19 protein-coding genes, 2 pseudogenes and 1 CRISPR repeat array are annotated in these 21,622 nt (G+C 69.6%); of the genes and pseudogenes, 11 read left to right on the top strand and 10 right to left on the bottom strand.

Going from position 1 to position 21,622, the window contains the following annotated elements:
* Positions 1–611 precede the first annotated feature (611 nt).
* The 3 genes from AC07A4_RS11095 to AC07A4_RS11085 all read left to right on the top strand — a co-directional run bounded on the left by AC07A4_RS11095 (position 612) and on the right by AC07A4_RS11085 (position 2,007).
* A complete protein-coding gene (locus AC07A4_RS11095; RefSeq protein ID WP_478596049.1) occupies positions 612–1,112 on the top strand; it encodes a glycine-rich domain-containing protein in 501 nt (166 codons plus the stop codon).
* Between the two features lie 91 nt (positions 1,113–1,203).
* Entirely contained in the window at positions 1,204–1,386 is a 183-nt protein-coding gene (locus AC07A4_RS11090; RefSeq protein ID WP_478596046.1) for a hypothetical protein, read from the top strand.
* A 228-nt stretch (positions 1,387–1,614) separates the two neighbouring features.
* Positions 1,615–2,007, top strand: a complete 393-nt coding sequence (locus AC07A4_RS11085) for a transposase (protein WP_478596043.1) — start codon at positions 1,615–1,617, stop codon at positions 2,005–2,007.
* Between the two features lie 106 nt (positions 2,008–2,113).
* Here AC07A4_RS11085 and AC07A4_RS11080 read toward each other — a convergent pair whose 3' ends face one another.
* The gene (locus tag AC07A4_RS11080; protein ID WP_478596041.1) at positions 2,114–3,838 is read right to left on the bottom strand and encodes a pentapeptide repeat-containing protein; all 1,725 of its coding nucleotides are present in this window, start codon (positions 3,836–3,838) and stop codon (positions 2,114–2,116) included.
* Between the two features lie 406 nt (positions 3,839–4,244).
* On the opposite strand from AC07A4_RS11080, the gene AC07A4_RS11075 reads away from it, so the two are divergent.
* Both AC07A4_RS11075 and AC07A4_RS11070 read left to right on the top strand, forming a co-directional pair.
* The gene (locus tag AC07A4_RS11075; protein WP_478596039.1) at positions 4,245–4,508 is read left to right on the top strand and encodes a hypothetical protein; all 264 of its coding nucleotides are present in this window, start codon (positions 4,245–4,247) and stop codon (positions 4,506–4,508) included.
* 17 nt (positions 4,509–4,525) lie between these two features.
* Positions 4,526–5,088 (top strand): annotated as a pseudogene (locus AC07A4_RS11070) (CHAT domain-containing protein).
* Between the two features lie 221 nt (positions 5,089–5,309).
* On the opposite strand, the gene AC07A4_RS11065 reads toward AC07A4_RS11070, so the two are convergent.
* Genes AC07A4_RS11065 through AC07A4_RS11045 form a run of 5 tightly spaced genes read right to left on the bottom strand, consistent with a single transcriptional unit; the run spans position 5,310 to position 11,366 of the window.
* Complete coding sequence (locus AC07A4_RS11065; RefSeq protein ID WP_478596036.1) at positions 5,310–5,651, bottom strand: hypothetical protein; 342 nt, start codon at positions 5,649–5,651, stop codon at positions 5,310–5,312.
* A gap of 19 nt (positions 5,652–5,670) precedes the next feature.
* Positions 5,671–6,162, bottom strand: a complete 492-nt coding sequence (locus tag AC07A4_RS11060) for an IS701 family transposase (protein WP_478596033.1) — start codon at positions 6,160–6,162, stop codon at positions 5,671–5,673.
* Between the two features lie 32 nt (positions 6,163–6,194).
* Positions 6,195–10,520: an nSTAND1 domain-containing NTPase gene (locus AC07A4_RS11055; protein ID WP_478596030.1), complete on the bottom strand. Its 4,326-nt coding sequence runs from the start codon at positions 10,518–10,520 to the stop codon at positions 6,195–6,197.
* 13 nt (positions 10,521–10,533) lie between these two features.
* Positions 10,534–10,860: a CU044_2847 family protein gene (locus tag AC07A4_RS11050; protein WP_478597475.1), complete on the bottom strand. Its 327-nt coding sequence runs from the start codon at positions 10,858–10,860 to the stop codon at positions 10,534–10,536.
* Between the two features lie 23 nt (positions 10,861–10,883).
* Positions 10,884–11,366 (bottom strand): hypothetical protein, encoded by a 483-nt coding sequence (locus tag AC07A4_RS11045; protein WP_478596028.1) that lies wholly within the window; start codon positions 11,364–11,366, stop codon positions 10,884–10,886.
* A 434-nt stretch (positions 11,367–11,800) separates the two neighbouring features.
* Here AC07A4_RS11045 and AC07A4_RS11040 point away from each other — a divergent pair, with 434 nt between their 5' ends.
* Together AC07A4_RS11040 and AC07A4_RS11035 are read left to right on the top strand one after the other, a co-directional pair.
* Positions 11,801–12,598 carry a hypothetical protein gene (locus AC07A4_RS11040; RefSeq protein WP_478596026.1) on the top strand — a complete coding sequence of 266 codons (798 nt, stop codon included), beginning with the start codon at positions 11,801–11,803 and terminating at the stop codon, positions 12,596–12,598.
* A gap of 269 nt (positions 12,599–12,867) precedes the next feature.
* The gene (locus tag AC07A4_RS11035) at positions 12,868–13,152 is read left to right on the top strand and encodes a hypothetical protein (RefSeq protein ID WP_478596024.1); all 285 of its coding nucleotides are present in this window, start codon (positions 12,868–12,870) and stop codon (positions 13,150–13,152) included.
* 218 nt (positions 13,153–13,370) lie between these two features.
* Here the strand turns inward: AC07A4_RS11035 and AC07A4_RS11030 are convergent, their stop codons facing one another.
* Positions 13,371–13,697 (bottom strand): hypothetical protein, encoded by a 327-nt coding sequence (locus AC07A4_RS11030; protein WP_478596021.1) that lies wholly within the window; start codon positions 13,695–13,697, stop codon positions 13,371–13,373.
* A 1,635-nt stretch (positions 13,698–15,332) separates the two neighbouring features.
* Here AC07A4_RS11030 and AC07A4_RS11025 point away from each other — a divergent pair.
* Positions 15,333–15,596 carry a hypothetical protein gene (locus AC07A4_RS11025; protein ID WP_478596018.1) on the top strand — a complete coding sequence of 88 codons (264 nt, stop codon included), beginning with the start codon at positions 15,333–15,335 and terminating at the stop codon, positions 15,594–15,596.
* A gap of 4 nt (positions 15,597–15,600) precedes the next feature.
* On the opposite strand, the gene AC07A4_RS11020 is transcribed toward AC07A4_RS11025, so the two are convergent.
* Positions 15,601–17,427: an IS481 family transposase gene (locus AC07A4_RS11020; protein WP_478596016.1), complete on the bottom strand. Its 1,827-nt coding sequence runs from the start codon at positions 17,425–17,427 to the stop codon at positions 15,601–15,603.
* Between the two features lie 126 nt (positions 17,428–17,553).
* Between AC07A4_RS11020 and AC07A4_RS11015 the strand changes: the two genes are divergently transcribed.
* From AC07A4_RS11015 to AC07A4_RS11005, 3 genes and pseudogenes are all read left to right on the top strand, one after another.
* On the top strand, positions 17,554–18,045 hold the full coding sequence (locus AC07A4_RS11015) for an IS110 family transposase (RefSeq protein WP_478596014.1): 492 nt from the start codon (positions 17,554–17,556) through the stop codon (positions 18,043–18,045).
* A gap of 71 nt (positions 18,046–18,116) precedes the next feature.
* Complete coding sequence (locus AC07A4_RS11010) at positions 18,117–18,425, top strand: hypothetical protein (protein ID WP_478596012.1); 309 nt, start codon at positions 18,117–18,119, stop codon at positions 18,423–18,425.
* Positions 18,403–18,486 (top strand): annotated as a pseudogene (locus tag AC07A4_RS11005) (hypothetical protein); the annotation flags it as partial. The gene AC07A4_RS11010 and the pseudogene AC07A4_RS11005, both read left to right, overlap by 23 nt.
* Positions 18,487–18,825: 339 nt before the next feature.
* A CRISPR array of direct repeats spans positions 18,826–20,197; the repeat unit is 29 nt; unit sequence GGGACCATCCCCGCGGGTGCGGGGAGCAC.
* 92 nt (positions 20,198–20,289) lie between these two features.
* Here the strand turns inward: AC07A4_RS11005 and cas2e are convergent.
* Positions 20,290–20,640: a type I-E CRISPR-associated endoribonuclease Cas2e gene (cas2e, locus tag AC07A4_RS11000; protein WP_478596009.1), complete on the bottom strand. Its 351-nt coding sequence runs from the start codon at positions 20,638–20,640 to the stop codon at positions 20,290–20,292.
* Positions 20,637–21,620, bottom strand: coding sequence for a type I-E CRISPR-associated endonuclease Cas1e (gene cas1e, locus AC07A4_RS10995; protein WP_478596007.1), 984 nt, complete (start codon positions 21,618–21,620; stop codon positions 20,637–20,639). Before cas1e ends, cas2e begins: the two co-directional genes overlap by 4 nt.
* Positions 21,621–21,622 lie beyond the last annotated feature (2 nt).

Genomic DNA, 21,622 nt, shown 5'->3' with positions numbered 1-21,622 from the left:
TCGTCGCGAGCCGCCGCCTGCACAGCCGGGCCCCGGCCGACGACGACGCCCGCCCCCACCCACCGGCCGCGCTTGCGGACGCCACCCAGGCCCCGGCCGCTCGGTGCCCGCAGTGTCAGTGCGAATCGTCCTGCAGCGGGCGGGGCGGAGAGCCACTGTGAGCGACCACGACGAGCCGCCTTTTGACTGGGGCTCCGCCCTCCTCATGGCGATTGGTGCCGTGCTCGGAGCCCTGAGCACTGCCCTGTTCGGGGTGGCAGCTCACTCCGCGCTCACTGGCGAGCCCTCGCCGGACGTCCCGATCCTGACCTCGGACGCGCCGCCGTCTGAATAGGAGGTCCTCCTAGTCCCCGGCGGCGGGATGCCCAATCCCCGCCGATCCCGCCGCCGGACCCCCGCCCTGAGCTTGGGGCGCCATCCACGCCCTACCCCAGGCCCCAAGGGCGACCCACCAACTCCGCGCGGCACATGCCCCGGCAAGACTGGCCGCGCGGGGCGGGCGCCTCGCCCCCGAGAGGGGCCCGCCTCCGCAAGTCCGCTGCCAGGCCGAGTTCCTTGGACCGACCCCGGCCCGGCAGGTCCACCGCACCACCCGACGAAGGGAGTACACGGTGACCGTCCAACAGGAACAGACCTTGCAGGAGGTGTCCAGTGCGCGAGACCTCATCACCCCCGAGGCATTCGCCGACGTCGCCGTCACGCTCGTGGACAACAACCCGGGCATGGTGGCCGACGTCGCCGAACGCATCACCACCGAAGCGCTCGGATTCGTGGCGGCCTGCGCGACGTTCCCCGATGAGCGCCTGCGGCCGTCCCGGGTCGTGGATGAGGGCTGGCACGCCCTGATCCTCCACACCGGCACGTACGCGCGCCTGTGCAAGGCGCTGGGTGGGTTCGTCCACCACGTGCCGGAGCGTCCGGACCGGTCCCGGCACGATCCCGGCGCACTCCTGCGTACCGTGCAGCGGATCGCGGACGCTGGTTTCGAGGTCGACGTGAGGCTGTGGCTGCCGCCGACGGACGAGACGATCCCGGTCGCGGCGGAGTGCGAGCACACCGAGCCGGGCGGCGAGGGCACGTGCACGGGAGATTGCAGCGGCGGCCCCAACTGACCAGCCCCCGCTCGTTCAGGTGAGCCCCCGTCGCACGCCTGCCGTGCGGCGGGGGCTCACCGCTACCGTGCTCGTGGAGGAGGTGGTTCACATGGAGCATTCCGACGACAGGACACGTTGGTTCCTGCCGTTCCTGCACCCGGTGTCAGAGGCCCGGTGGCCCGGCCGCGGACGCGTACGCCGGTGCCCGCTGCATCCGGACGTGAAGCCGGTGCTCGTCCTGGGCGGGATCCAGTACTGCCCGGCCTGCACCCGCCCCAGCAGGACCTCGTAGAGCCGCTCTCCTCCCTGGCGTCCGTCCCGCACTCCGGGACGGGCGCCGGTTCACGCAGCTGGGCCGCGCCGGATCATCGACACTGTTGGCGAATCCGGGGCCTGAACGTGACGTCGGCCTTCGTGACCCGTTGTGGACGTGAAGGCCGCCGACGTTGTGTTTGGGGAGGGTGTCGGTGTCGTTGCAGGCTAGGAGAATGTCGACGGGGTTCCTGAGGAATCGGCCCGGGTGGCGCGGGCGGCGTTCCCGAAGGGCAGCCTGGCGATGTGGATACGTGGTGAGTTCGGCGAGCTGTTCTCGGACGCGGACCTCGCCGGGTTGTACTCGAGCAGAGAGAAGCCGACGTGGTCGCCGGGCAGGCTGGCGCTGGTGTCCGTCATGCCGTTTGCCGAGGGACTCTCGGACCGGCAGGCTGCGGACGCTGTGCGCGGGCGGGTGGACTGGAGGCATCTCCTCGGTCTGGAGTTGGCCGATCCGGACTTCGAGCAGTCGGTGCTCACTGAGTTCAGGGACCGGCAGATCACCGCAGACGCAGGGGGCCAGCTCCTGGACCGGGTCCTTGGGGAGAGCGGGAAAAGGCGTGGGAGGGCGGCCTGTTCCCCCTGGCCTCCTATTCGTTGAAGCTCTAAGTTCGGGGCGCCGGTCGAGGCCGGAAGATAGAGAACAAGCTGAGGGCAGTGTCGTGGTCTCCCGGTGTGTGCTGGGCGGCTACGTTCGTGGCGCCGGCCTAGCGTTTCACCCGGCCGCGAACGGCGAGGGCAGCGAGACCGAGCAGGACCGGTTCGGTCAAGCGGGACAACATCTCGGTGTAGGTGCCAATGGTGGTCAGATCCTGGCCGGACGAGCGGAAGATCACAGAGTTGATGACTATGCGAACGGATTGCTCGAACCGCCGAGTCGATATTCGCTCTGCGTACGGTCCTATGGGTTTGACGGGATCGGAGGTGTCGGTGGTCAGCGCGATGCTACGGCCGGTGATGGTACCGGTGGTCTGCGGGTTCGGGACGTGTTGCGGTAGACCCCACAGCATCATCACCAGCACGGTGGCAGTCATGGCAACCAGCAGCCATCCCAGAGCCCGCGAAGCGCGCAGCCCGTATCCCGACAGCGCCCAGTACACGGCTAGCAGGCCCCGCTCGCCCTGCGGGGTGTCTCGGCTATGGCGGCGCATCTCCATCTCGCCGTAGTAGAAGTCAGCAGCGCCCGGCTCGTCCTTGCCGTCCTCGAACGCCTTGCGCATTTGCCGGTACATCGGCGCCAGCGCGGCCGGTTCAAGTACCTCTTCCCATGCCCGCGCGGGGGTCCAACTCTGCGCACTGGTGCCACGGGAGGCTCGCCAGTGCTGCTCTTCTGCCAGGGTTCGCCGCGGAGTCCAGCGCACCGGCAGCCCGCGTTGCCACCACAGGCCGGAGGGCACGGTGGCCAGTGTGCACCGGCCCTCCAGCCGCAACTGATCGAGGTGGATCGTCCCGGCAAACCGGCATTCGGCCAAGTCGACGTCGGTCAGCACCAGATGCGCGGCGTCCGCTCCCCGTAACGACACCGCCCGCGGCCTTGGGTCCCCATCAGCCCTGGCTGTCTCCCTCTCATGTGTGGTGAAGGTGCGGGGATGAGCGGCGATGCTCACCGGGTACTCCCACACCGTGTCACTCAGGTCTACGGCGGCGTGTCTCAGGCGCAACGTCGCCGTGGACGCCCAGCGCGTCCGTCGACAGCGCACTTCGGCCACTGCCGCCTCTATGATCACAGCCGTCTGGAACACTGCCCCCGACAGATCCAACGCTCCGGGCCCCACAAGCGCACCCAGTCGGGCAGTACGTTCGAACACTGCCCCTGCGAATGAGGTGTCGCCGCCGATCCTGGCGTGGTGGAACAGGACGTTACTGCCGATCTCGGCGCTGCTGAACTCGGCCTCCCCACCGATCTCCGCAGCACCGAACCCGAGGTAGCCATCGATCCTGATGCCCCTGAACCGGGCATGGCCCCTGATCTTGGCGCGTCCGAACTCGGCGTGCCCTCCGATTACCGCAGTCTGGAACCGGGCGTCGCCGTCGATCCGCGTATCGCTGCCCCCAAGGGCACCAAATCGGGCACTTCCGCTGATCTTGGTGTTGTCGAACTCGGCGTCGCCGCCGATCCTGACGCCGTTGAACCGCGCATCGCCGCCGATCTTCGCACCAAAGAACCAGGCGTTGCCGCCGATCTCCCCAGCACGGAACAGGGCGTCGCCGTCAATCCTGGCATCGCGGAATTCGACGTTGCCGCCGACCTTGACCTTGTCGAACCAGGCGTTGCCGGTGATCTCCGCTTCGAGGAACCAGGCGTTGCCGGTGATCTCCGCGTCGCCGAACCGAGCATTGCCGTCGATCCTGGCGCCGATGAATATCGCATCACCGATGCAGGGGCGCTGTGTTCTGGGGTCCGAGACCGCTTTGAGTATCTCGATGAGCACTTCCTCAGTGAGCGAGGTACCGCTGTGGTCGATGTCAGCACGGGGCTGCAGGCTGGCCAGATATGCGGAGCGGGCGGCGCCATCGAGGTGGGCCAGGCATGCAGTGTGCGGCTCTACGCTGCGGCCGCGGCACCCGACGCCGCCCTCTGCGGCGCCGTGTCCGCAGTAAGGCCAGCTAGGTGCGGACGGGGAGGTTGTGTCGGACGAAGTGGCAGCCATATCCCGCCAGACGCGGAACCATCAACGGCTGGTTGCCACGGCTCAACCTTGCGCACGGGAGCTGGAAAGACCTTAGGGGAGCAGCCTGTTGCCCTTCTCGTGCGACCGTCGGCGTAGTGTCGGACGGTTGCTCAGGTGCCGCTCAAACCGGCTCCGGAGACCGATCTGCGGTCCGATGATCGGGCCCATGGGCATCAACTCGATATCCCTATCCCTTGTGCTCGCTCTGGCAGGCGTCATCATGAGCGCGGCCATCGCTGCCAGCGGCGCTCGCTGGACGGCAGCCCGCACTGTACATTCGGCCCGACACAGTGCCCCTGTCGACCGGCGGCTCGAAGGGCTCTACGGGTTCCTGGACGTTGCGGCGGACCTCGGCGCGCTGAGCTGGGGAGACGCGCGGAGCATGGAAGAGAAGCAGGTCCAGATGCGAACGACCCTGCAGCGATCGTAGATCGTTGCACCCCCGAGTTGGGGAGCGGGCAAAACCGTGGGAGAGCAGCCTGTTGCCCTCCCACGGTTTTGCCCGCTCCCCGGAGACGGGTCCGGCGCTTACCGACCAAGGCTAGCGTCCTGGCGCACCTGCCCACCTACCCGATCGCGCACTTCGCTTGCCACGGCACCAGCCACCCCACCGACCCATCGAACAGCCCGCTACTCCTCCACGACCATGACACCGACCCACTCACCGTCCGCGACCTCACCCCCATCGAGCTGGGCCAGGCGCAGCTCGCCTACCTGTCTGCCTGCCGCACGGCAGCCGTCGATGCCGCCGAGCTGCTCGATGAGGCCATCCATCTGACTTCGGCGTTCCAGCTTGCCGGTTTTCGCCACGTCATCGGGACCTGTGGGAGATCGATGACCAGATTGCCGTCACCGTCGCCGATGACTTCTACAGTCACCTCACCACCGAGGAGGGCACCGTGGATGCCAGCCGAGCCGCCCACGCCCTGCACCACGCCATCCGGGCTGTCCGCGATCGGCTGCCCCGCACACCGTCGCTGTGGGCCGCTTACCTCCACGCCGGTGCCTGACCACGGTCTCGTACAGGGAGGGAGTGTCTGACACGGCAGTGTAGTTCGGGCCGGTGTTGTGATCACATGACGGCGGCTGCGGTGACCGTGTTCCAGCGCCGGTGGGCGCTGATGGCCCAGTCCTGGTGACGTCGACGCCACCAGGACCCGTTCAGGACGTGCTCGAGATCGCGGTGGGGGACGGGCAGGGCGAGCGCCCGCAGCAGGACGAGCAGTTCGCGTCAGCTGAGGGCAACGAGTCCGTCGTGCGGGGTGGTGCTGCCGACGCGGGCGACGGCGAGGAGCACGGAGGCAACCAGGCTGAGCAGGCTCCACTTGTGCCAGGAGTTCCAGCAGGTCACCTGCCCCTGGTCGAGTCCCGCGGTGGCCTTGGCTGTCTGGAAGTCCTCCTCGATCCGCCACCTGCAGGACACCACGTCCACAAGATCGGACAGGGCGACCGGGGTCGCCGAGTGGCAGTGGAAGAACGACGTCTCCCGGGTGTACCGGTGGCAGCGCAGGAGCAGGAGGCTGTGGCCGTCCGGGCTGTCAGGCGGGGTGTCGTCGGCCTCCACGTCGATCACCGCCCAGTCGTAGTGCCGGTCACCTTTGGTGCCGACGCAGGCGCCGCCAGGCCCGGCGCGGCACCCGCGCGGCGAGTTGGGCGCCTGTGAAGCGCCCGGCCGGGGTGGAGGCGCGGTGTGCGGCGGGCACCGCGACGGCGTAGCCGTAGCCGAGGGAGCGGATGTGTTCTCGCAGGTCGCGGCCGCCGTAGACCCCGTCGCCGGCGACCCACCGGGCGGGCAGGCCCGCGTCGCGGGCACGCTGGAGCATCGTCGCGGCGAGCTGCGGTTTCGTGGCGAAGCCGGTCTCGTCGGGGACGCCCGCCAGGTCCCGGCGCTCGTCGTCGCAGGTCCATGCGGCGGGCAGATACAGGGCACGATCGATGAGGGCATGGCCGCCGCGGGCGGCGTAGGCGAGGTGGACGGCGACCTGGCAAAGACCGACCCCGCCGAGTGGAGCAGAGTACTGGTGGGCGGCTTCGACCGCGTCGGTGGAGGACTTCGCGTCCCCGGTCTCGTCGATGACGAGCACGGCCCGCCGGGCCCCTCGCTGAGGGCCCCGGCTCACGCACACGTGTCCCGGTACGGCAGCGATGGCACGAAGGACTCCCACTCCACCTCGTTGAGTCCGCCGCCGGCGAGGGCGCACGCCAGTCTCGTCGGCTTGGCGCGCGCGTCCGCGATGGCCCCCACGTTCCACAACCGCACCACGCCGTCCGCGCCGTTGGTGACCAGTGTGCGGGTGTCGGGGGAGAAGGCCATCGTGAGAACGGGGCTCGAGTGGCTCTCCGCTGCGGCGCCGCTGAGGTTCTGCGGGCCGTCCTCGTCGGGCGCCCAGATCACGATCGTGCCGTCGGTCGCCCCGGTGGCCGCCGTGGCCCCGTCCGGTGAGAACGTGATGGCGGAGATCGCCGTGCGGTGACCCTTGACCGGAAGCCCCAGTCGGCGGTGCTCGTCGTAGGCACCCCCGATCCGCCACAGCGTCAGCGTGCCGGACGGGCTACCAGCGGCCAGGATCCGTCCCGCCGGATTGAATTCCACCGCCGAACCGACGTTGCCCGGACCGGGCAGTTCCCGGGCCCCGCTGCCGGGCATGGGGCCGGAATTGCCTACCGGCCACAGTTGAACGCTCGCCCCGACCGGGTCGCCGCGCTCCCGGACGACCCGGGACAGCGGCTGGTTGGGCGCGATCCGTGCCATCGTGCCGGTCTGCCTGCTGAACGCCACCCGCGTGACGAACTGGGGGAAGACCGTGCCCATGGTGAGGGGGATCGTGCGCGAGCCCGTCCGCCAGCGCACCACATAGGCGCTGTCCGAGATGTGCAGCGTCCGGCCGTCGGGCGTGTAACGCAGCGCGGTGATCCGGTCGAGCGTGGTCCTTGGGGTCGCACCACGCCGTACCGGGTTCCTCGTGTCGCTGACGTCCCACAGCTGCACCGTGCCAGCGCCGCCCACCGCTAGTTCCCGGCCGTCGGGGCGGAGCGCCAGGGCCGTGACGCCGCCTGGGACGCGCGTGCGCACGGTGGACATCCGGACCGCGTGATCCGGCGAGGTGATGTCCCAGCAGTCGATCCGGCCGTCCTGGCGCGCGGTGACCAGGACGCGGCCGTCCGCCCGCAGGGCCAGAGAGGGGGAGCGGGAGGGCAGTTCGCCGCCCAGGGCCTGTGGTCGGCTCGGCGGGCGGAGGTTCCACACCGTCCCATAGCCCCCGGCGGAACCGTCGTGCCGCACCATGACGCGCCGTCCGTCCGGCGAGAAGCGGATCGCGACGGCCTCGCTCTCGTAGGGCGAGGGGAAGACGTCGACGCGACGGGCCCGGGAGCGGTCCGTGAGGTCCCAGAGCACGGCGCTGCCGTCGTCGCCCGCCGTCGCCAGGGTCCGGCCGTCCGGTGCGAAGACCGCCGCCGCGCGGGCGTCGGTGAGGGTTTCGAGCAGTACGGGATGCTCGGGATCGGCCAGATCCCAGCGCATGACACCGCCGGTCGCGGCGGCGGCGATTGTCCTCCCGTCCGGGCTGAAGGAGATCTCGGAGATCTCGTACGGGTCGGTGTACGTCTCGGGCTTGAGCGGCGGCAGGCGCAGGCGCGCCACTATCCGCCGTGGCGCGGCGACGCTCCACAGGGCGACCGATCGTTCACCGGCCACCGCGATGAGACGGCCGTCGGGGGAGAGGGACGGCGAGGTCGACCACGGGGTGGCATCGCCGTCGGATGGCCTCGGCAGTACCCGGAGCGGCGCCCCTGTCGCCGTCGGGCGGGCAGGCCGGGAGACGTCCCAGAGGGTCACCGTGCCGTCCTGGTGGCCGATCACCAGACGTCTGCCGTCCACGCCGAACTCCGCGTCGCCAGCTGCCGTGCCGAGCACCGGTGACACGGTGGCCTCGGCGGCGCCGGGAGCGTCCGCGGAGCGCACCCGCACCCGCAGGTCCGCGTCGAAGGTGGCCAGCTGCTTTCCGTCCGGACTGAGGTCGGCCATGGCGCCGATGTCGAGGCGTCGCAGCGCCCGTCCGGGCCGGGTCCCGCCGACGGCGTAGGTGGTGGAGAGCACGCCGTCCTCGCCGGACTTGGAGGTCTGGACGAGGAGTCGCTTGCCCCGGTCGTCCGTGAACCCGATGCCGGCACCCGAGAAGGTCGCCGCGAGCCTGGTGGTGTTCAGCGTGTTGACCAGGCTCGCCCGGACCTTGGCGGTGCCGCGCAGCCGGTCGGCGGCCATGCCCAGTTGCAGGGCCAGCCGCGGATTGCTCTCGCGCAGCCGCTCGGCCTGTGCGGCCAGTCCTTCGGCGGTGGCGACCAGCTCGCCCTTCGCCTTCTCCTCCTTCGCCTGCCGCTCGCCCTCGGCGTAGTCGAGGGCGACGATGAGGAGGGTCAGCAGTCCGGTCGTCAGCAGGGACAGCACCGTAATGGCGGCGCTGCGCCTCCGCCGCCGGCGCCGCTTGAGCGCTTTGTGGTGGTCGTAGCTGATTTGGAGGAACGCGCTGATGCGGGGCGGGAGGGTACGGGTGCGGGCGGCCCAGCTGAGCGCGGCTTTGAGATCGGCGCTTTCCAGGAGACCCTCGGGGTCGTCCGGCGTCGCCTCCCACGTGCGCCGCTGCGACTGCACCTGGCGCAGCCAGGCGTCGAACGGTGCGTCCCGCGCCACCCACTCTCTCAACTCGTCCCAGGTGCTGATGAGGTACTCATGGACCAGATCGACCATGGGCCGGCCCTGGTACCTGCCGCCCGACGGTGTGTGCGTGATGACGAGCCGGTGCCGGGCGAGGAGGGCCAGGACGTCGTCGAAGGACGAGTCGGCGATCAGATCGCGCAGTTCCTCCACCGAGCGCATCTGACGGGTGTCGGGCGTCTGTTCTGTCTCGTCGTGACGGACCAGTGCGCTGAGGATGCGTTCGGCCACGGGGCGGCGACCGGCGCCGAGTTCCTGGAAGGCCCGCTCGTACCAGCCCTTCAGGCATCCGCTGAACCTGCCGATCCTGTTGTCGTACGCCTCCCAGGTGAGCCGGTTGTCGCTGCGGTTCTCCCACAGCAGCGTCAGGGTCTTCTCCAGCAGCGGCAGCAGAGCGACATCGGCCCTGCCGTCCGCGGCCGAACGGGGACGGGCGGCCAGGGCCTCGGTGACGATGGCTTCCGGCAGGCCCTCCTCGAAACGGAGCCCTACGCTGTGCGCGGGTCGGATCACGATGTCGCCCAGTTCCTCGGCCGTGAGCGTGGGGAAGAGGTCGATCTGCCCGTGCTTGACGGCTTCCAGCAGGTCGGGCGCGAGCACGTGCAGCCGGTGGTAGAAGTCGACGCGCATGACCAGCAGCACGACCACCGGCTCGTACGAGCGGATGACCTCGGTCAGCTGCCGCAGGGCATCGGCAGCGTGGACGGGCGACTCGGCGGCCGCGAGCAGATTCTCGAACTGGTCGAAGACCAACAGCAGTCGGCGGCCGTCCGCCTCGCTGGCCAGCCGTCTGCGTACGGCGTCGAGCAGCCCTGTCTTACGGACCCCCGGCAGCCCCTCGCGTTCCAGGTCGGCGGCCCAGTCCCGGCCGGTGCGCGCGGTGCAGGTGAGCCAGTCGTGCGGCAGCTTGGGGAGGACGCCCGCCTGCACCAGGGACGACTTGCCGGAACCGGAGGGACCTTGCAGCAGGACGCCACGGTGCCGCTTCAGCTTCCGCAGCACCTCCTTCAAGGCGGCGTCCCGGCCGTGGAACCACTTGCTGTGCTCCTTGCCGAAGGGTTCGAGGTCGAGATAGGGACAGGTCTCCTGGGAAACGAGCGCGGGGCAGGCGGCGCGCAGCGCCTCACCCGGGGCCGCGTACGCCACGTTCACGCCGCGGTAGTGACGGTCGGGGGCGGTGATCTCGGTGACCATGCCGAGGGCGAGACCTGATTCCACGTCGAGGACCGGTCCGCCGCTGAAGCCCTGCGCCAGTGAGTTCGCGCCGTCCAGTTGGAGAAGCACGCGGCCGTCGACGTTGAGATAGCCCTGGACGACGCCTTTTCCGTGGCGGCCCTCGAGGTGCGCCTGGGCCGGAAAGCCGAACGACCGCACCCGCTGCCCCTCGAAGCCCTGGGCCGATCCGATCGCCAGCACGGGAAGGCCGACGGGCACCTCGTGCAGCCGGACGACGGCGATGTCCTCGCCGTCCGGGTCCCGCCAGGGCGCGGCGAGGACCGTCCCGAGTGCACGCGGCGCGTTCGTGGCCTGCGGAAAGCACACCCGGACGTCGTCGCCGGGGCCGAGACCGACGGCATGCAGGACGTGTGCGCAGGTGAGCAGCAGGCCGTCGCCGGCCAGGAACCCCGCGCCGGCCACAGTGCCGTCGGACGCGAGGACCTGCGCGACGGCGGCCTCGGGGCTGGGCGGCTGCGACGACGCCGGCTCTTCGCTCCGTGCCGTCAGCATGGCGGCGCCGTCCTCAGCCCGGGCCCTCGCCCGTACTCGCGGCGGCGTTCCAGGTCATCGCCACCTTCAGATGGCAGCCCGCCTCGCTCTTGGCGATGACGGCCCCGGCCTGCGCGGCGAGGTTCACGCCGAACTCCACGGTGACTCCGTCCGGTTCGGCCCGCCGCAGTTGTTCCAGGACAGCCCGGGCCATGTCAGTCACCGGTCCCATGGCCGCCTGCAGATGCTGCGGTAGTTCCCGTACGACGTCCGTCGCTCGGCCCGCCTTGACCGGCCCCTGAGAGTCAGCTGGCACTTCGTCCGGGTCCACCTGCACCAGAATCGAGCCCCCGCCCGCCATCGGGACCCGCACAACCGCCGATGTCAGCACATGTCCTCCCCCACGCATGCTCGTCGACTCAACGTAGCCGATCGGACACGCTCCCGGGTCTGAGTAGACGGGAACGCTGGCCGCGGCTTCTCCTCACCTTCCACGCTCCTGGCCCGGGTATCCGTGGCCGCTGCTAGCGTCCGGCCTCGTGGGAGCGGCAGCGCGCGGCCACCTTGGTCGGGCGGGCCGTCGGCGAGGTGGTCCAGGCGCTTGGTGGCGGAGGAGCCGGGCTGCAGGCCGAGCACTTCCATGGCACGGTGCCGCTGGACGCCGGCCGCGGCGGCGACGCGCTGCACGTAGCCCTCCAGCCACTCGGCGGGGCGGGGCAGCGGAGCACCAGCTATCCGGGCCGGGAGTCTGTCCTGGCCGGAGCGGGCGGCGACAGCCTGGCGGGCCTGGTCCAGGGCCAGGTGGGGGTGGGCCCGCTGGTAGTCGCGCACGGCGCGCTGCTGCTCGCGGTTGCGGGGGTCGATCATGACGTCTCACGTCCCTTGTCGGCCTGCTGCCCCACACGCATCGGCCGTCCAGGAGGAGGGCATGACGGCATCGCTCGCGCGAGTTTCAGACGTCTAGGTCACCTACGGCGGTGTGGGCGTCGAGGTAGCGGACCGGGCGCGGCGCGGTTGCCCTTAGTGCATCCGCCATCCTGGTGGGCGCGACCGACACCCGGCACGGATGCCGGGGCGGTCCTTCGACCGCCCCGGCGGCGTGCCCCCCAGACCAGCACGACCCGGGTAACGACGCGGCAAGGGAATCGGTGACAGGGAGCCCAGCACACGGGCCCTCACTCTGCGGGCCTGAGGTATGGATGATCTGTCTCGGTATGCTCTGCTGCGCGCGGTTGGTCCAGCGCGACGACGGGAGCCCTGATGCGATGTCCCCGTTGAACGACTTCCCGGGGGGATTTCTCATGCGTCATCATCTGCGTCCGCGATGCACCGTGATCGCCGTGGCCGGCCTTGTTGCTGCGGCGGTGAGCCTGGCGGCGTGCGGCGTTGAGGACGGCAGGCTCGGGCCCGCGACTGCGGCCTCAGACACACCCGACGCCAAGCCGAAGGATCCCTTCGACGGCCTGTCCAGCCCTGAGATCGCCGAGAAGGTCATCAAGGCGATGTCGGGCGCCAAGTCACTGCGCATGGCAGGCCGGGTCGCGGACAAGGGAATCGGCCTGGACTCGCTGAACGTAGCCTTCGATACCGCTGGCCGGTGCGCGGGCACGGTCGGCCTGGTCCGCGCGGGCTCCATGAAGCTGGTCATCTCGGGCGACACCGTCTACCGAAAGTACGACGAGGGCCTTCTGCGCGCGGCGGGCAAGGACGCGAAAGAGTCCGATGCCAGCATAGAGACCGTGGTGGAGCTGCTGTCGGGCCGCTGGACCAAGACGAGCACGACGAGTCCCGAAGGCAAGGCCTACGTCAAGTTCTGCGATCTCAGCTATCAGCTCGCCCCCTACAAGCGCGCCGCCTCCACGGCACGTAAGGCCGGAACGACCACGATTGCTGGCACCCCCGCTCTCAAGCTCACCAACAGCGACGGCAAGGACCACTACACGCTCTACGTTGCCACGAAAGGCAAGCCGTACCTCCTGAAAGCCGAGCAGGTAGCAGGCGGTCAGCCGACGACGCTCACCTTCCACGACTACGACAAATCCGTGAAAGCCAAGCCACCGACCGGCGACGTCTTCGACCTGGACAAGCAGACGGCCTGATCTGGCTGTCCAGGAGAAGGGCATGATGGCATCGCCCACGCGCACGGCACGCCCGCGCCCGCCCGGGTGGATCCCGTCGGGCGCGGAATCCCGCGGCCGCAGGGAGAGTTCCGGCGGCCCAGCTGTTCCTGGCCAGCGCACCCGCCCCGGCCGATGGGCCGCACCGAGCCGCTGGCCCGATGTCTGGGGGCTGATGTCCTGCACTGCCGCCACCGACACCTGGACCGGAAGCCGTCGCCCCTGCCCAGGCCGCCCCCTACGCTGCCGCCATGACGCTGAACGCCGATGAGCATGAGCTGCTTCGCTTGATCGCCCAGTCACCAGAGCCCGTGGCCGCCTCCGACTTCTTTCACACCATCCACCCGGCGGACTTCGAACGCAGCGCCGCTGAGGATGATCCTCGGCGCGTGGCATGGCAGGAGAAACAGATCGGGCTCTTCACAGCGGAGATCGGCTTGCACGACGGCGGTTTCATCCGGGTTACCCACCTGGCGAATGGGGAGCGGCCAGACCTGGTAGAGGCCACCGAGGCCGGCCACGCCGCGCTGAACTGAGAGCCTTGCCGGGGCGGGCCCGCCGCGGCTTCACGGGCAGCCAGCCGACCTCTCCTGCTGCTGTGCCCGGCTGGATGCCCCGGGCACAGCAGCCCCCGCAGGCAACGCGGGATTGCACGGGACAGCGTGGCGGTGGGCTCGTTGAGCCTGCCGACGATGCTGCGCAGCTGCCCTTCCTTGCGCCCGCGGTGCCGTGGACCACTGCTCCGGCCGAGGGCTCATACCCGCTCTGCCTTCGGCAGCGTCCACAACGCGGCGATGAAGGACTCGATGCAGTCCCGATCAGCCTTGACCTGTGCGGGGGTGACAGCCGTGTGCGGGAGCTTGCGGGGCTGGGCCTGGCGCTTGAGATCACCCTCGTGCACGATGTCGTTGCGCCGGTGCGAGAGCTTCCCCAGCCTGGCCTTCAACTCTTCCGCCCCCATGGGCGGCTGGATCACGGCCCCCAACTGCTGCCAGCAGTTCTTTGCCCCGAGCATCTGCAGTCCGCGCTCGATCTTCCTGGGACTCTGGAAGGTCATGGCCAGCAGCTTCTCGTCGAGCACGTGCCGTCGCTCAACAATGACGCGGACCACACCATGTGCGACAACGACACCGGGTTTCGCTGCGCGCTGCTCACTGACGGACCTGGCTAGAGCCTGTCCCGGCGGAGCGTGAAGCTTCCCGGACCTCTACCCGCTGGCGTGCCCATGGGGCTCCTGCCGGGTCCACCAGTACGCCGCCGGAGACCGCCGTGGGTTCCGGGTCACGGTGGACACCGAGAATGGATCTGATCTGCGATCACATGCTTGGCCTGCTGCTGCCGCACCCGGCGTTCGTCGCTGTGGAGGATCTCAGGATCGTCGGCTCGACGCTGACGATCACCGCGGCGACGATCGGCACGACAGCACCGTGCCCGATGTGGGGCGAACTCCCGCTGCACCCACGGCCGTTACCGACGACGGCTCTTGCCGCTGCCACTCACAGTGCCGTGCTGCGGGCGCCGCCCGACTCGCTCCGTCCACGCTGCGTTCCTGCCTGCGGCTGGCGTGTGGTTTGGATCGAGGAATGGCGTCGATCTTGTGGTGATGTCTGGCGTATGGCGCTGTTCTGCCCGCGATCCTGGTGCTGCTCGCCACGTAGGTCAGTCGCCACCGCCCCCGCCTACGTCGCCTCCGCCAAACCCAGCGCCGCGGACAGCACTCGGCCCGCCCAGATACCTCCTACGCCGCCCCCGGGACTTCCGCGCCACTCTCAGGCCACCGAAGGTCTCCACGAGGGCCATGAAGATGGCCAACGCGAGCATCCCGCGTTCCTGCCCCGTCAACAGCCGTTCACCCTGCGGGGGCGACCCGTCCTGCCCTGCACGCTCCCGCTTCTGGGAAGTCATCACCCGCCGCACCACCCCGCCGTCAGGCCTCACCAGGCGTGTACCTGCCTCCCGGTGACCCACCGCCCGTGCGTGCTTGCGCCTCACATCCGCCGACGGCACGCCCAATTCCCGGGACAGCTCCACGCCGCACGCAGCACACCGCCACACGTTCGACCGCGGGGCAGTGGCCGTGGCCGGCGCCGCAGAATGCCCGGCAGACCGCGTGTGCTCCTGACGGCCGCGCCATTTCCCCGGGTCTGTCAGCCATCCTGCCGGGGCATGCCCGGCCTCCCGCGCATGCTGCGCCGCCGCCCGCATCGCCACGTTCGGGTCCAGCTCGACCCGCCCACCGCATGCCCCACACCACCACGTAGCCACGCTGCCCCCGTCACCGTCCTGGACTACTCGCTCCGCCGTCCGTTCCGCAAGTCGTCCCACAAGAAGCGTTCCAGAAGGCCCGTACGGAGCCGACTTGCACGCCCCCAGGATCCTGCACCGCCACCTGGCCGTGCAAAGCACCATGGTGGCGGGGCCGCGTAGATGTCAGAAATCGTCACAAGGTCGATGCCTTTCCTCGATCCAAGTGACAGGCTGCAGTAGGGCCCGATTTGTAACAACCTGCGGATGCTTGTCAGGCACGGACCTCTCGGGTTACTCGCCTGAGGTGTCTGACACCCATTCCTCACCCGAGATAACAGGCCCGCCCGGTTGAGCCGCCCGGGCCCCATTGCTCCACATCTGCAGGGCGGTCGCGTCGGCCCCGCCGAGCCGCGCGGCTCGTCCTGCTCGTTGCCGTTCTGCGGCGCCTGGGGCTGCTCTCGACCCACGCTTGGAAGGCATCGAGGGCGCCGAGTGGGCCACCGACCGCTACACCGAGGCCCTGCACGAGGTCATCCCCGACAAGACGCAGGGGAAACAGCCGCTGCAGGCGGAGCTGGAACAAGCGCCATCGGGCACGGTCGTCGACCTGATGGCCGCACTCGAGCAGTCCGTGCAAAGAGCCCGCGCCTCACGCGGCGAAGCAGATGTGCACGAACTCAAGCCGAAACGGCCCGCGAAGATGGCTCTGTATCGGCTCAAGAGTTCTTTGTGAGGTCTCAGGACATGGCTGACGGTTTGTCGTCAGGAGATGCTTGACGTTCCTTCTGGGTGCCCATGCCCCTGACGATGAGACGAGTGACTGGTCCGGGGTTCTTGCGGGGCCGGACGGCGATTTCGTCTTCTCCGTGGAGGATACGGAAGTGCGTGTCCTCGATGACGACGGTGACGATCTTCCCGGCATGGCGGGGGCCGAGCTTGATGAACTGCTTGGCGACCATGATCCTTCCGCTCGCGTGGACCTTGCGCTGGGCCCGGATGGATCCGGCCGGCAAGGGTGGAGGGGGCAGCCGTGAGGTGGCCGTCCGGGCGCCGAGGAGTTTCCCCAGCTGTTCGGTGGGGACGGGGCAGGGCCAGGTGCCCATGAGGGCGTTGTCGGCGATGGCGTGCATGAGGTGCCCGTCGAGCCGGAGCGTGATGGTGCGTCCCGCCAATGCGAAGCCGACCTGCTGGTCGGCGCCTCCCACGGATACCTCGCCGTCACGGTTGACCTTGCGGTCGACCTCCACCGGTTCACCGGCGGCCAGCATGGCCTTGCCGCTCCGGGCCCTGGGCAGGGCAGCTGGTGCCGGCTCGGGTCCGGCGGGGCGGGCGCCGTAGCGCATGGTCAGGTAGGCGAGGTCTTCCGGCCTCAGCCGGGACGGGACGGTGGTGACCAGGTGCCCGTCGAGCAGGAAGTGGACACTGCGCTGATTGGCCCAGACCGTCAGCGTCCGGCCGGCCAGCGCCTGATGGATGCCGACCCGCAGCCTGCTGCCCACCAGGGTGAGCTCACCACTGGGTGGCACTCTCACTTCGAACTCCACCGCTGACCCATGGGGCGGGACAACAGGAGGCTCGATCACGTTGATGGCCAGCTCCGGCCTGCGAACGGCCCCCTCGGGCTCCTCGTCACCCGCGGGGGCGGGAGTGTTGGGCCGGAAGAGGCTGACCGGGATGGCCATGCCCAGTGCCTGGTGCGGGCGCTGGTGGTTGTAGCTGTCCACCCAGCCGTCCACCGCTTCCTGAGCCGCGGCGAGCGACTCGAACGGTGCCACGTGGTCAAGGAACTCCTCCCGCAGAGTCCGATGGAACCGCTCGATCTTCCCCGTGGTGGTAGGAGAGCGGGGCTTGGTCAGCCTCTGGGTAACGCCGTTCTCCCGGCAGATCCGCTCGAAGAGCACCTCCACCGGCTGCGGCCGCTGATGGCGGCCGGTGAACTGCTTACCGTTGTCGGTCAGGACCTCGAAAGGGACACCGTAGCGGCGCATCGCGGCGGTGAACGCTGAGCAGACCGCGCGGGCGCTGGGGACCGCGACGACGGAGGCAATGACGACGAAGCGTGAGTGATCGTCGATGCCGGTGACCATCTTGCATTCCCGGCCGTCGGCCAGCGGCACCCCGCCGACCAGGTCCATCTGCCACAGGTGCATCGGCGCCTCACGCTGCCATCTGCGGTACTGGCGCGGATGCTGCTGTTCCTGCCGACGGACCAAGCCGTTGCGCGACAGCACCCGGTGCACCGTCGCGCGCGACGGCGCCACCTCCAGCCCTCGCCGGGCGAGCTCGTGAGAGATCCGCCGGGCACCCCATCGGGGATGCTGCCGACGCATCTGGCAGATCAGGGCCTCGACCTCGGCGGACAGCCGTTTCGGGCTGTTCCGCGGCCGCCGGGACCGGTCGGTGAGACCAGGCATACCCTCCTGCTCGAACCGTTTCCGCCAGCTGTGGAGCGTCTGCCGCGACGTCCCGTACCGGGTGGCGACCTCCCCGATCGGTGACCCGCCGAGCACCTCTCGGACAGCTCGGTAGCGGTACTCGGTCAACTGCTGTGCATCCACGACCACCGACCGAACCACCCTCACCTCACCGGTGGACGGGAGATCACAGACGTTCAACCGAACGTGTCAACCATGTCCGGAGTACAAACGGTCAAGCATCTCCTGAGCCCTCACACCGACAGACGCTGACGTGTGGCCACCGGCGGGGGTGAACGAACCATCGAACCGACACGATCTGTTCCTTCAAGGGACCCCTCTCCGGATGCAGACGAGGTGATTCTTGGGGGCGATACTCATCGAGATATTCACGTGGCCGCCGTGATGGTGATGACAGGGAAGACCCTGGCCATCGAGAGTTTCCCGGGAACCGCGGCCGGATACGGTCAACTCGCGCAATGGGCATTCCAGTGGGGTGTCGTTCGGCTTGCCGGAGTGGAAGGGGCCGGGAGGTACGGCGCAGCTCTGTCCCGGTATCTGCTGTCGCATGGCATCGACGTCATGGAGGCCCCTGGGCCGGGGTACCCGGCTCGTTACCGACGGAGCAAGACCGACCAGGGCGGTGCGGAAGCGGCTGCCCGTGCCGTGCTCAGCGGCCGTGCGCGCTCCCGCGTGAAGTCAGGGAACGGCCGGATAGAGGGCGTACACATGTACACGGTGGCCCAGGATGCCGCTGTCAAAGCCTGAACCCAGCCACCAACCAGTTCAAGGCGGTCTCGGTCACTGCCGATTCAGCGCTGTGGGAAGAGCTGGCCGGCATGAAACGACGAGTGCTCGTCCGTGCCTGTGCGCTGTTCGGCAACGACAGCGGGGAGGCGGAACCGGTGCTGCGGGCTACGCGGTTCACGTTGCGCACGCTGGCCGAGCGGATCGAGCAGCTTGGCGCGCTGGGCCGAGAGCTGCAGCAGCGCCTGTCCGGGCTGATCAAAGCGCATTACCCCCAACTGCTTGCCGCCGTGGGGGCGGACCTCGTGGCGTCGCTGTCTTGCTGGTCGCGATGGGGACAAAGCGGACTGCCTGTGCGGTGCGGCGTCGTTCGCCGCGTTGTGCGAGGCAAGCGCGGTTGAGTACTCCTCGGGCGGCAGATGCCATCGTCGGCTCAACCGCAGCGGAAACAGGCAAGTGAATGCGGCCCTGCACCGAATCGTGCTGACCGGGCTGCGCTGGGACCCGCGTACCCAGGCGTACGACGAGCGCCGGGTGGCGGAAGGGAAGATTCGGCGTGAGATCATCCGCTGTCTGAAGCGGTATGTGGCCCGGGAGGTCTACCGCCTAGTCTGCGGTACTTGTCCTGACCGGGACCACCCCTGCGGCACACCGTGCCGCACGACGGCGCTTGGCCCGCCGAGGGACGATCCCCGCGAGTGCAGGGAGCACGACGGCACCGATGGCGCCTCGCTGGTGACCGAGGGATCCCTGCGGGTGCGGGGAGCACGGTCTGCGTGGCGAGGGATTCAACCACGTCGTGGGGCCATCCCCGCGGGTGACGGGAGCACGAGCGGCCCCGCAAGGTGCTGGAGAAGAGCATGGGAGCATCCCCGCAGCTGCGGGGAGCACTCTCGACGTCCACCTGGTCCACGTGGTCTTCCGGGGCCATCCCCGCGGGTGCGGGGAGCACGGGTGCTCGGACAGGGGGACGGCGCGGCCGATGGGACCATCCCCGCGGGTGCGGGGAGCACAAGACCTTGACGGTGACCGTCGGGAGGGCCGCGGGACCATCCCCGCGGGTGCGGGGAGCACGCGAGCACGCGTCATCCGCAGTGGGAGGGCGTGGGACCATCCCCGCGGGTGCGGGGAGCACGGGTTTCGCGACGTCAACGGCCAGCTGCGCACGGGACCATCCCCGCGGGTGACGGGAGCATGCCGAGAGATCAGCGACGGCTCGAACTTGGCTGGGACCATCCCCGCGGGTGCGGGGAGCACATGGCGCACCAGTCGGGCAGCGCGCGCAGGGCGGGACCATCCCCGCGGGTGCGGGGAGCACAGGCGTTCGGCGAAAGCGAGATGCTCCGTGCCGGGACCATCCCCGCGGGTGCGGGGAGCACCTCGCCCATGGATTCGGCTCCTCTCAGGCGATGGGACCATCCCCGCGGGTGCGGGGAGCACCGAGACCGGCCGCGGCGACCGGGCCGTCCGCGAGGGACCATCCCCGCGGGTGCGGGGAGCACTCCGGCGTCCGTCTCGCCTCCGGGCAACGGCAGGGACCATCCCCGCGGGTGCGGGGAGCACCTTCGTCTTCCAGACGCTTGAGGCGCTCGATGGGGACCATCCCCGCGGGTGCGGGGAGCACCTCCCAGTGCCGCGCCTCCGCCAGGAGTGCGCGGGACCATCCCCGCGGGTGCGGGGAGCACGACGGCGGCGGCTTCCTTCACGGTGTAGAGCAGGGACCATCCCCGCGGGTGCGGGGAGCACATCTCCTGCAGCGCGGTCGCCGACGTCGCGGCGGGACCATCCCCGCGGGTGCGGGGAGCACTAGGCGTCTCCCTGCCCGTCCGGCGGCCGCGGGGGACCATCCCCGCGGGTGCGGGGAGCACCGCCCCGGGGAGATCGACGACGCGGTGACCGGGGGACCATCCCCGCGGGTGCGGGGAGCACTCCCTTGATGGGGCGCCGCATCGTGACGTGGCAGGACCATCCCCGCGGGTGCGGGGAGCACATCACGATCGAGGCCCGCGACGTCACGGAGTGGGGACCATCCCCGCGGGTGCGGGGAGCACGGTCCAGCTCCGACGCGGTGGCGAGCGTCGTGGGGACCATCCCCGCGGGTGCGGGGAGCACCACCCGGTGGTGGAAACGCTGGCCCTGCTCGCGGGACCATCCCCGCGGGTGCGGGGAGCACACTGCTTGACCTGGTGTTTTGTCGGCGCGCGGGACCGTTTCGGAGCGGTTTCCCCGAGTCCGGCGAAAGTAGCAAAAGGGGCATAGGGGAGGCTAGGTTTTGCCGAATCGGCGGCGTTTCGCAGCGTTGCTCCAGCCGGGCTTCGGTGCTGTAGAGGCCGGTGAGGGCTGTGTGTTTGGGCGGCGGATGAGGGTGAGTCCCTCGTGGTCGACTGGGTGCCAAGCGTGGTCGTGAGTGCGGAAGGTGAAGCCCTGTTCGTTGTTGGTGGTGTGGGCGAGCAGAGCGCGGCCCTGGCCTGCGTATTGCTGAACCTCGTCCCACAGGGTGTCGCGGACGCGGGCGGAGGGGTTGCCGATGAAGACGCCTGCGGAGATTTCGAGAAGCCAGCGGGTGAGGAATCCGCGCAGGCCGGGTGGGCAGGTGGTGAGGACGATGACGGTCACCAGATGACCGCCTCGTCTGCGTCCGTGGCGGCCTCTCCGGAGCCGTAGTTCACTCCGGCTGCCACCTGGTGGCCTTGGTCGCTCTGGAGCGTGACGCGGTCCTGTTCGCCAGTCCGGTCGTCAGTCGCAGTCTGGGCTCCGGGCAGCAACAGATGCTTGATGTCGTTGACACAGCGGTCCAGGAGCCCGGTCTCGTTGATGCGGTCACGCAGGCCGCGGCGAGTTCTGGGGCCCACGTCCTCGGGGCCCTCGGCTGCGATGTCGAAGGCGAGGGGGATGCCGATCTCTGTCTTGTAGAGGTCTGCGATGTCCAGGACGAAGGAGAGTTCGTGCCCGGAGTGGACGAATCCGAGGCCGGGGCTGCATCCGAGCGAGGCGACGACGGCATGGGAGATGCCGTACATGCACTGGGCTGCGGCGGTGATGCCCTGGTTGACGGGGTCGTCGCTGCCGAAGTCGCCTGGGGTGTATTTCCTGCCGTGCCAGCGGATGCCGGTGCGGGCTGCCTGGGCGCGATAGCACTCTTTGACACGGTCGCCTTCACGTCCCAGGAGCTGGTGGCGGGTCAGGCCGTCCGGGTTCTCGTCTGGGAAGCGCAGCCGGTACATGGCGCGGGCGACGGTGAGGCGGCTGCGCAGGTTGGCCCACTGGGTGGCTTGGGCTTCGACGAGGGCGGCTGAGCGGCTCAGTGCCCGGCCGCCGGCGTAGTAGCGCACGCCGTGTTCTCCTACCCAGGCAACCGCCGCTCCGGTCTCGCCGAGAATGCTCATTGCCTGGTGGGTGATGCGGGTGCCGGGGCCGAGCAGGAGGGTGGCGACAGTGGCGGAGGGGATGTGGGTGGTGCCGTCGGCGTCCTCGACGGTGATGGCATTGGCGTCGCGGTGGACGGTGCAGCGTTCCAGGTAGATGAAGGAGACCCGCTCGCCGGTACGGGTGAGGTGGCGCGGGGTGAGGGCGGCACGCTTGCCGACTGTTGGCACCT

The organism is Streptomyces sp. NPDC043996, from assembly GCF_056435225.1.
Note: the sequence above shows the minus strand (reverse complement) of the source record. Positions and strands in the feature narration are given on the sequence as shown.

Excerpts from the sequence above, each read along its gene's own strand:
- AC07A4_RS11090 (WP_478596046.1), top strand. The coding sequence starts at position 1,204 with ATGGAGCATTCCGACGACAGGACACGTTGGTTCCTGCCGTTCCTGCAC.
- AC07A4_RS11075 (WP_478596039.1), top strand. The coding sequence starts at position 4,245 with ATGGGCATCAACTCGATATCCCTATCCCTTGTGCTCGCTCTGGCAGGC.
- AC07A4_RS11055 (WP_478596030.1), bottom strand. The coding sequence starts at position 10,520 with ATGCTGACGGCACGGAGCGAAGAGCCGGCGTCGTCGCAGCCGCCCAGC.
- AC07A4_RS11050 (WP_478597475.1), bottom strand. The coding sequence starts at position 10,860 with ATGGCGGGCGGGGGCTCGATTCTGGTGCAGGTGGACCCGGACGAAGTG.
- AC07A4_RS11045 (WP_478596028.1), bottom strand. The coding sequence starts at position 11,366 with ATGATCGACCCCCGCAACCGCGAGCAGCAGCGCGCCGTGCGCGACTAC.
- AC07A4_RS11040 (WP_478596026.1), top strand. The coding sequence starts at position 11,801 with ATGCGTCATCATCTGCGTCCGCGATGCACCGTGATCGCCGTGGCCGGC.
- AC07A4_RS11035 (WP_478596024.1), top strand. The coding sequence starts at position 12,868 with ATGACGCTGAACGCCGATGAGCATGAGCTGCTTCGCTTGATCGCCCAG.
- AC07A4_RS11010 (WP_478596012.1), top strand. The coding sequence starts at position 18,117 with ATGAAACGACGAGTGCTCGTCCGTGCCTGTGCGCTGTTCGGCAACGAC.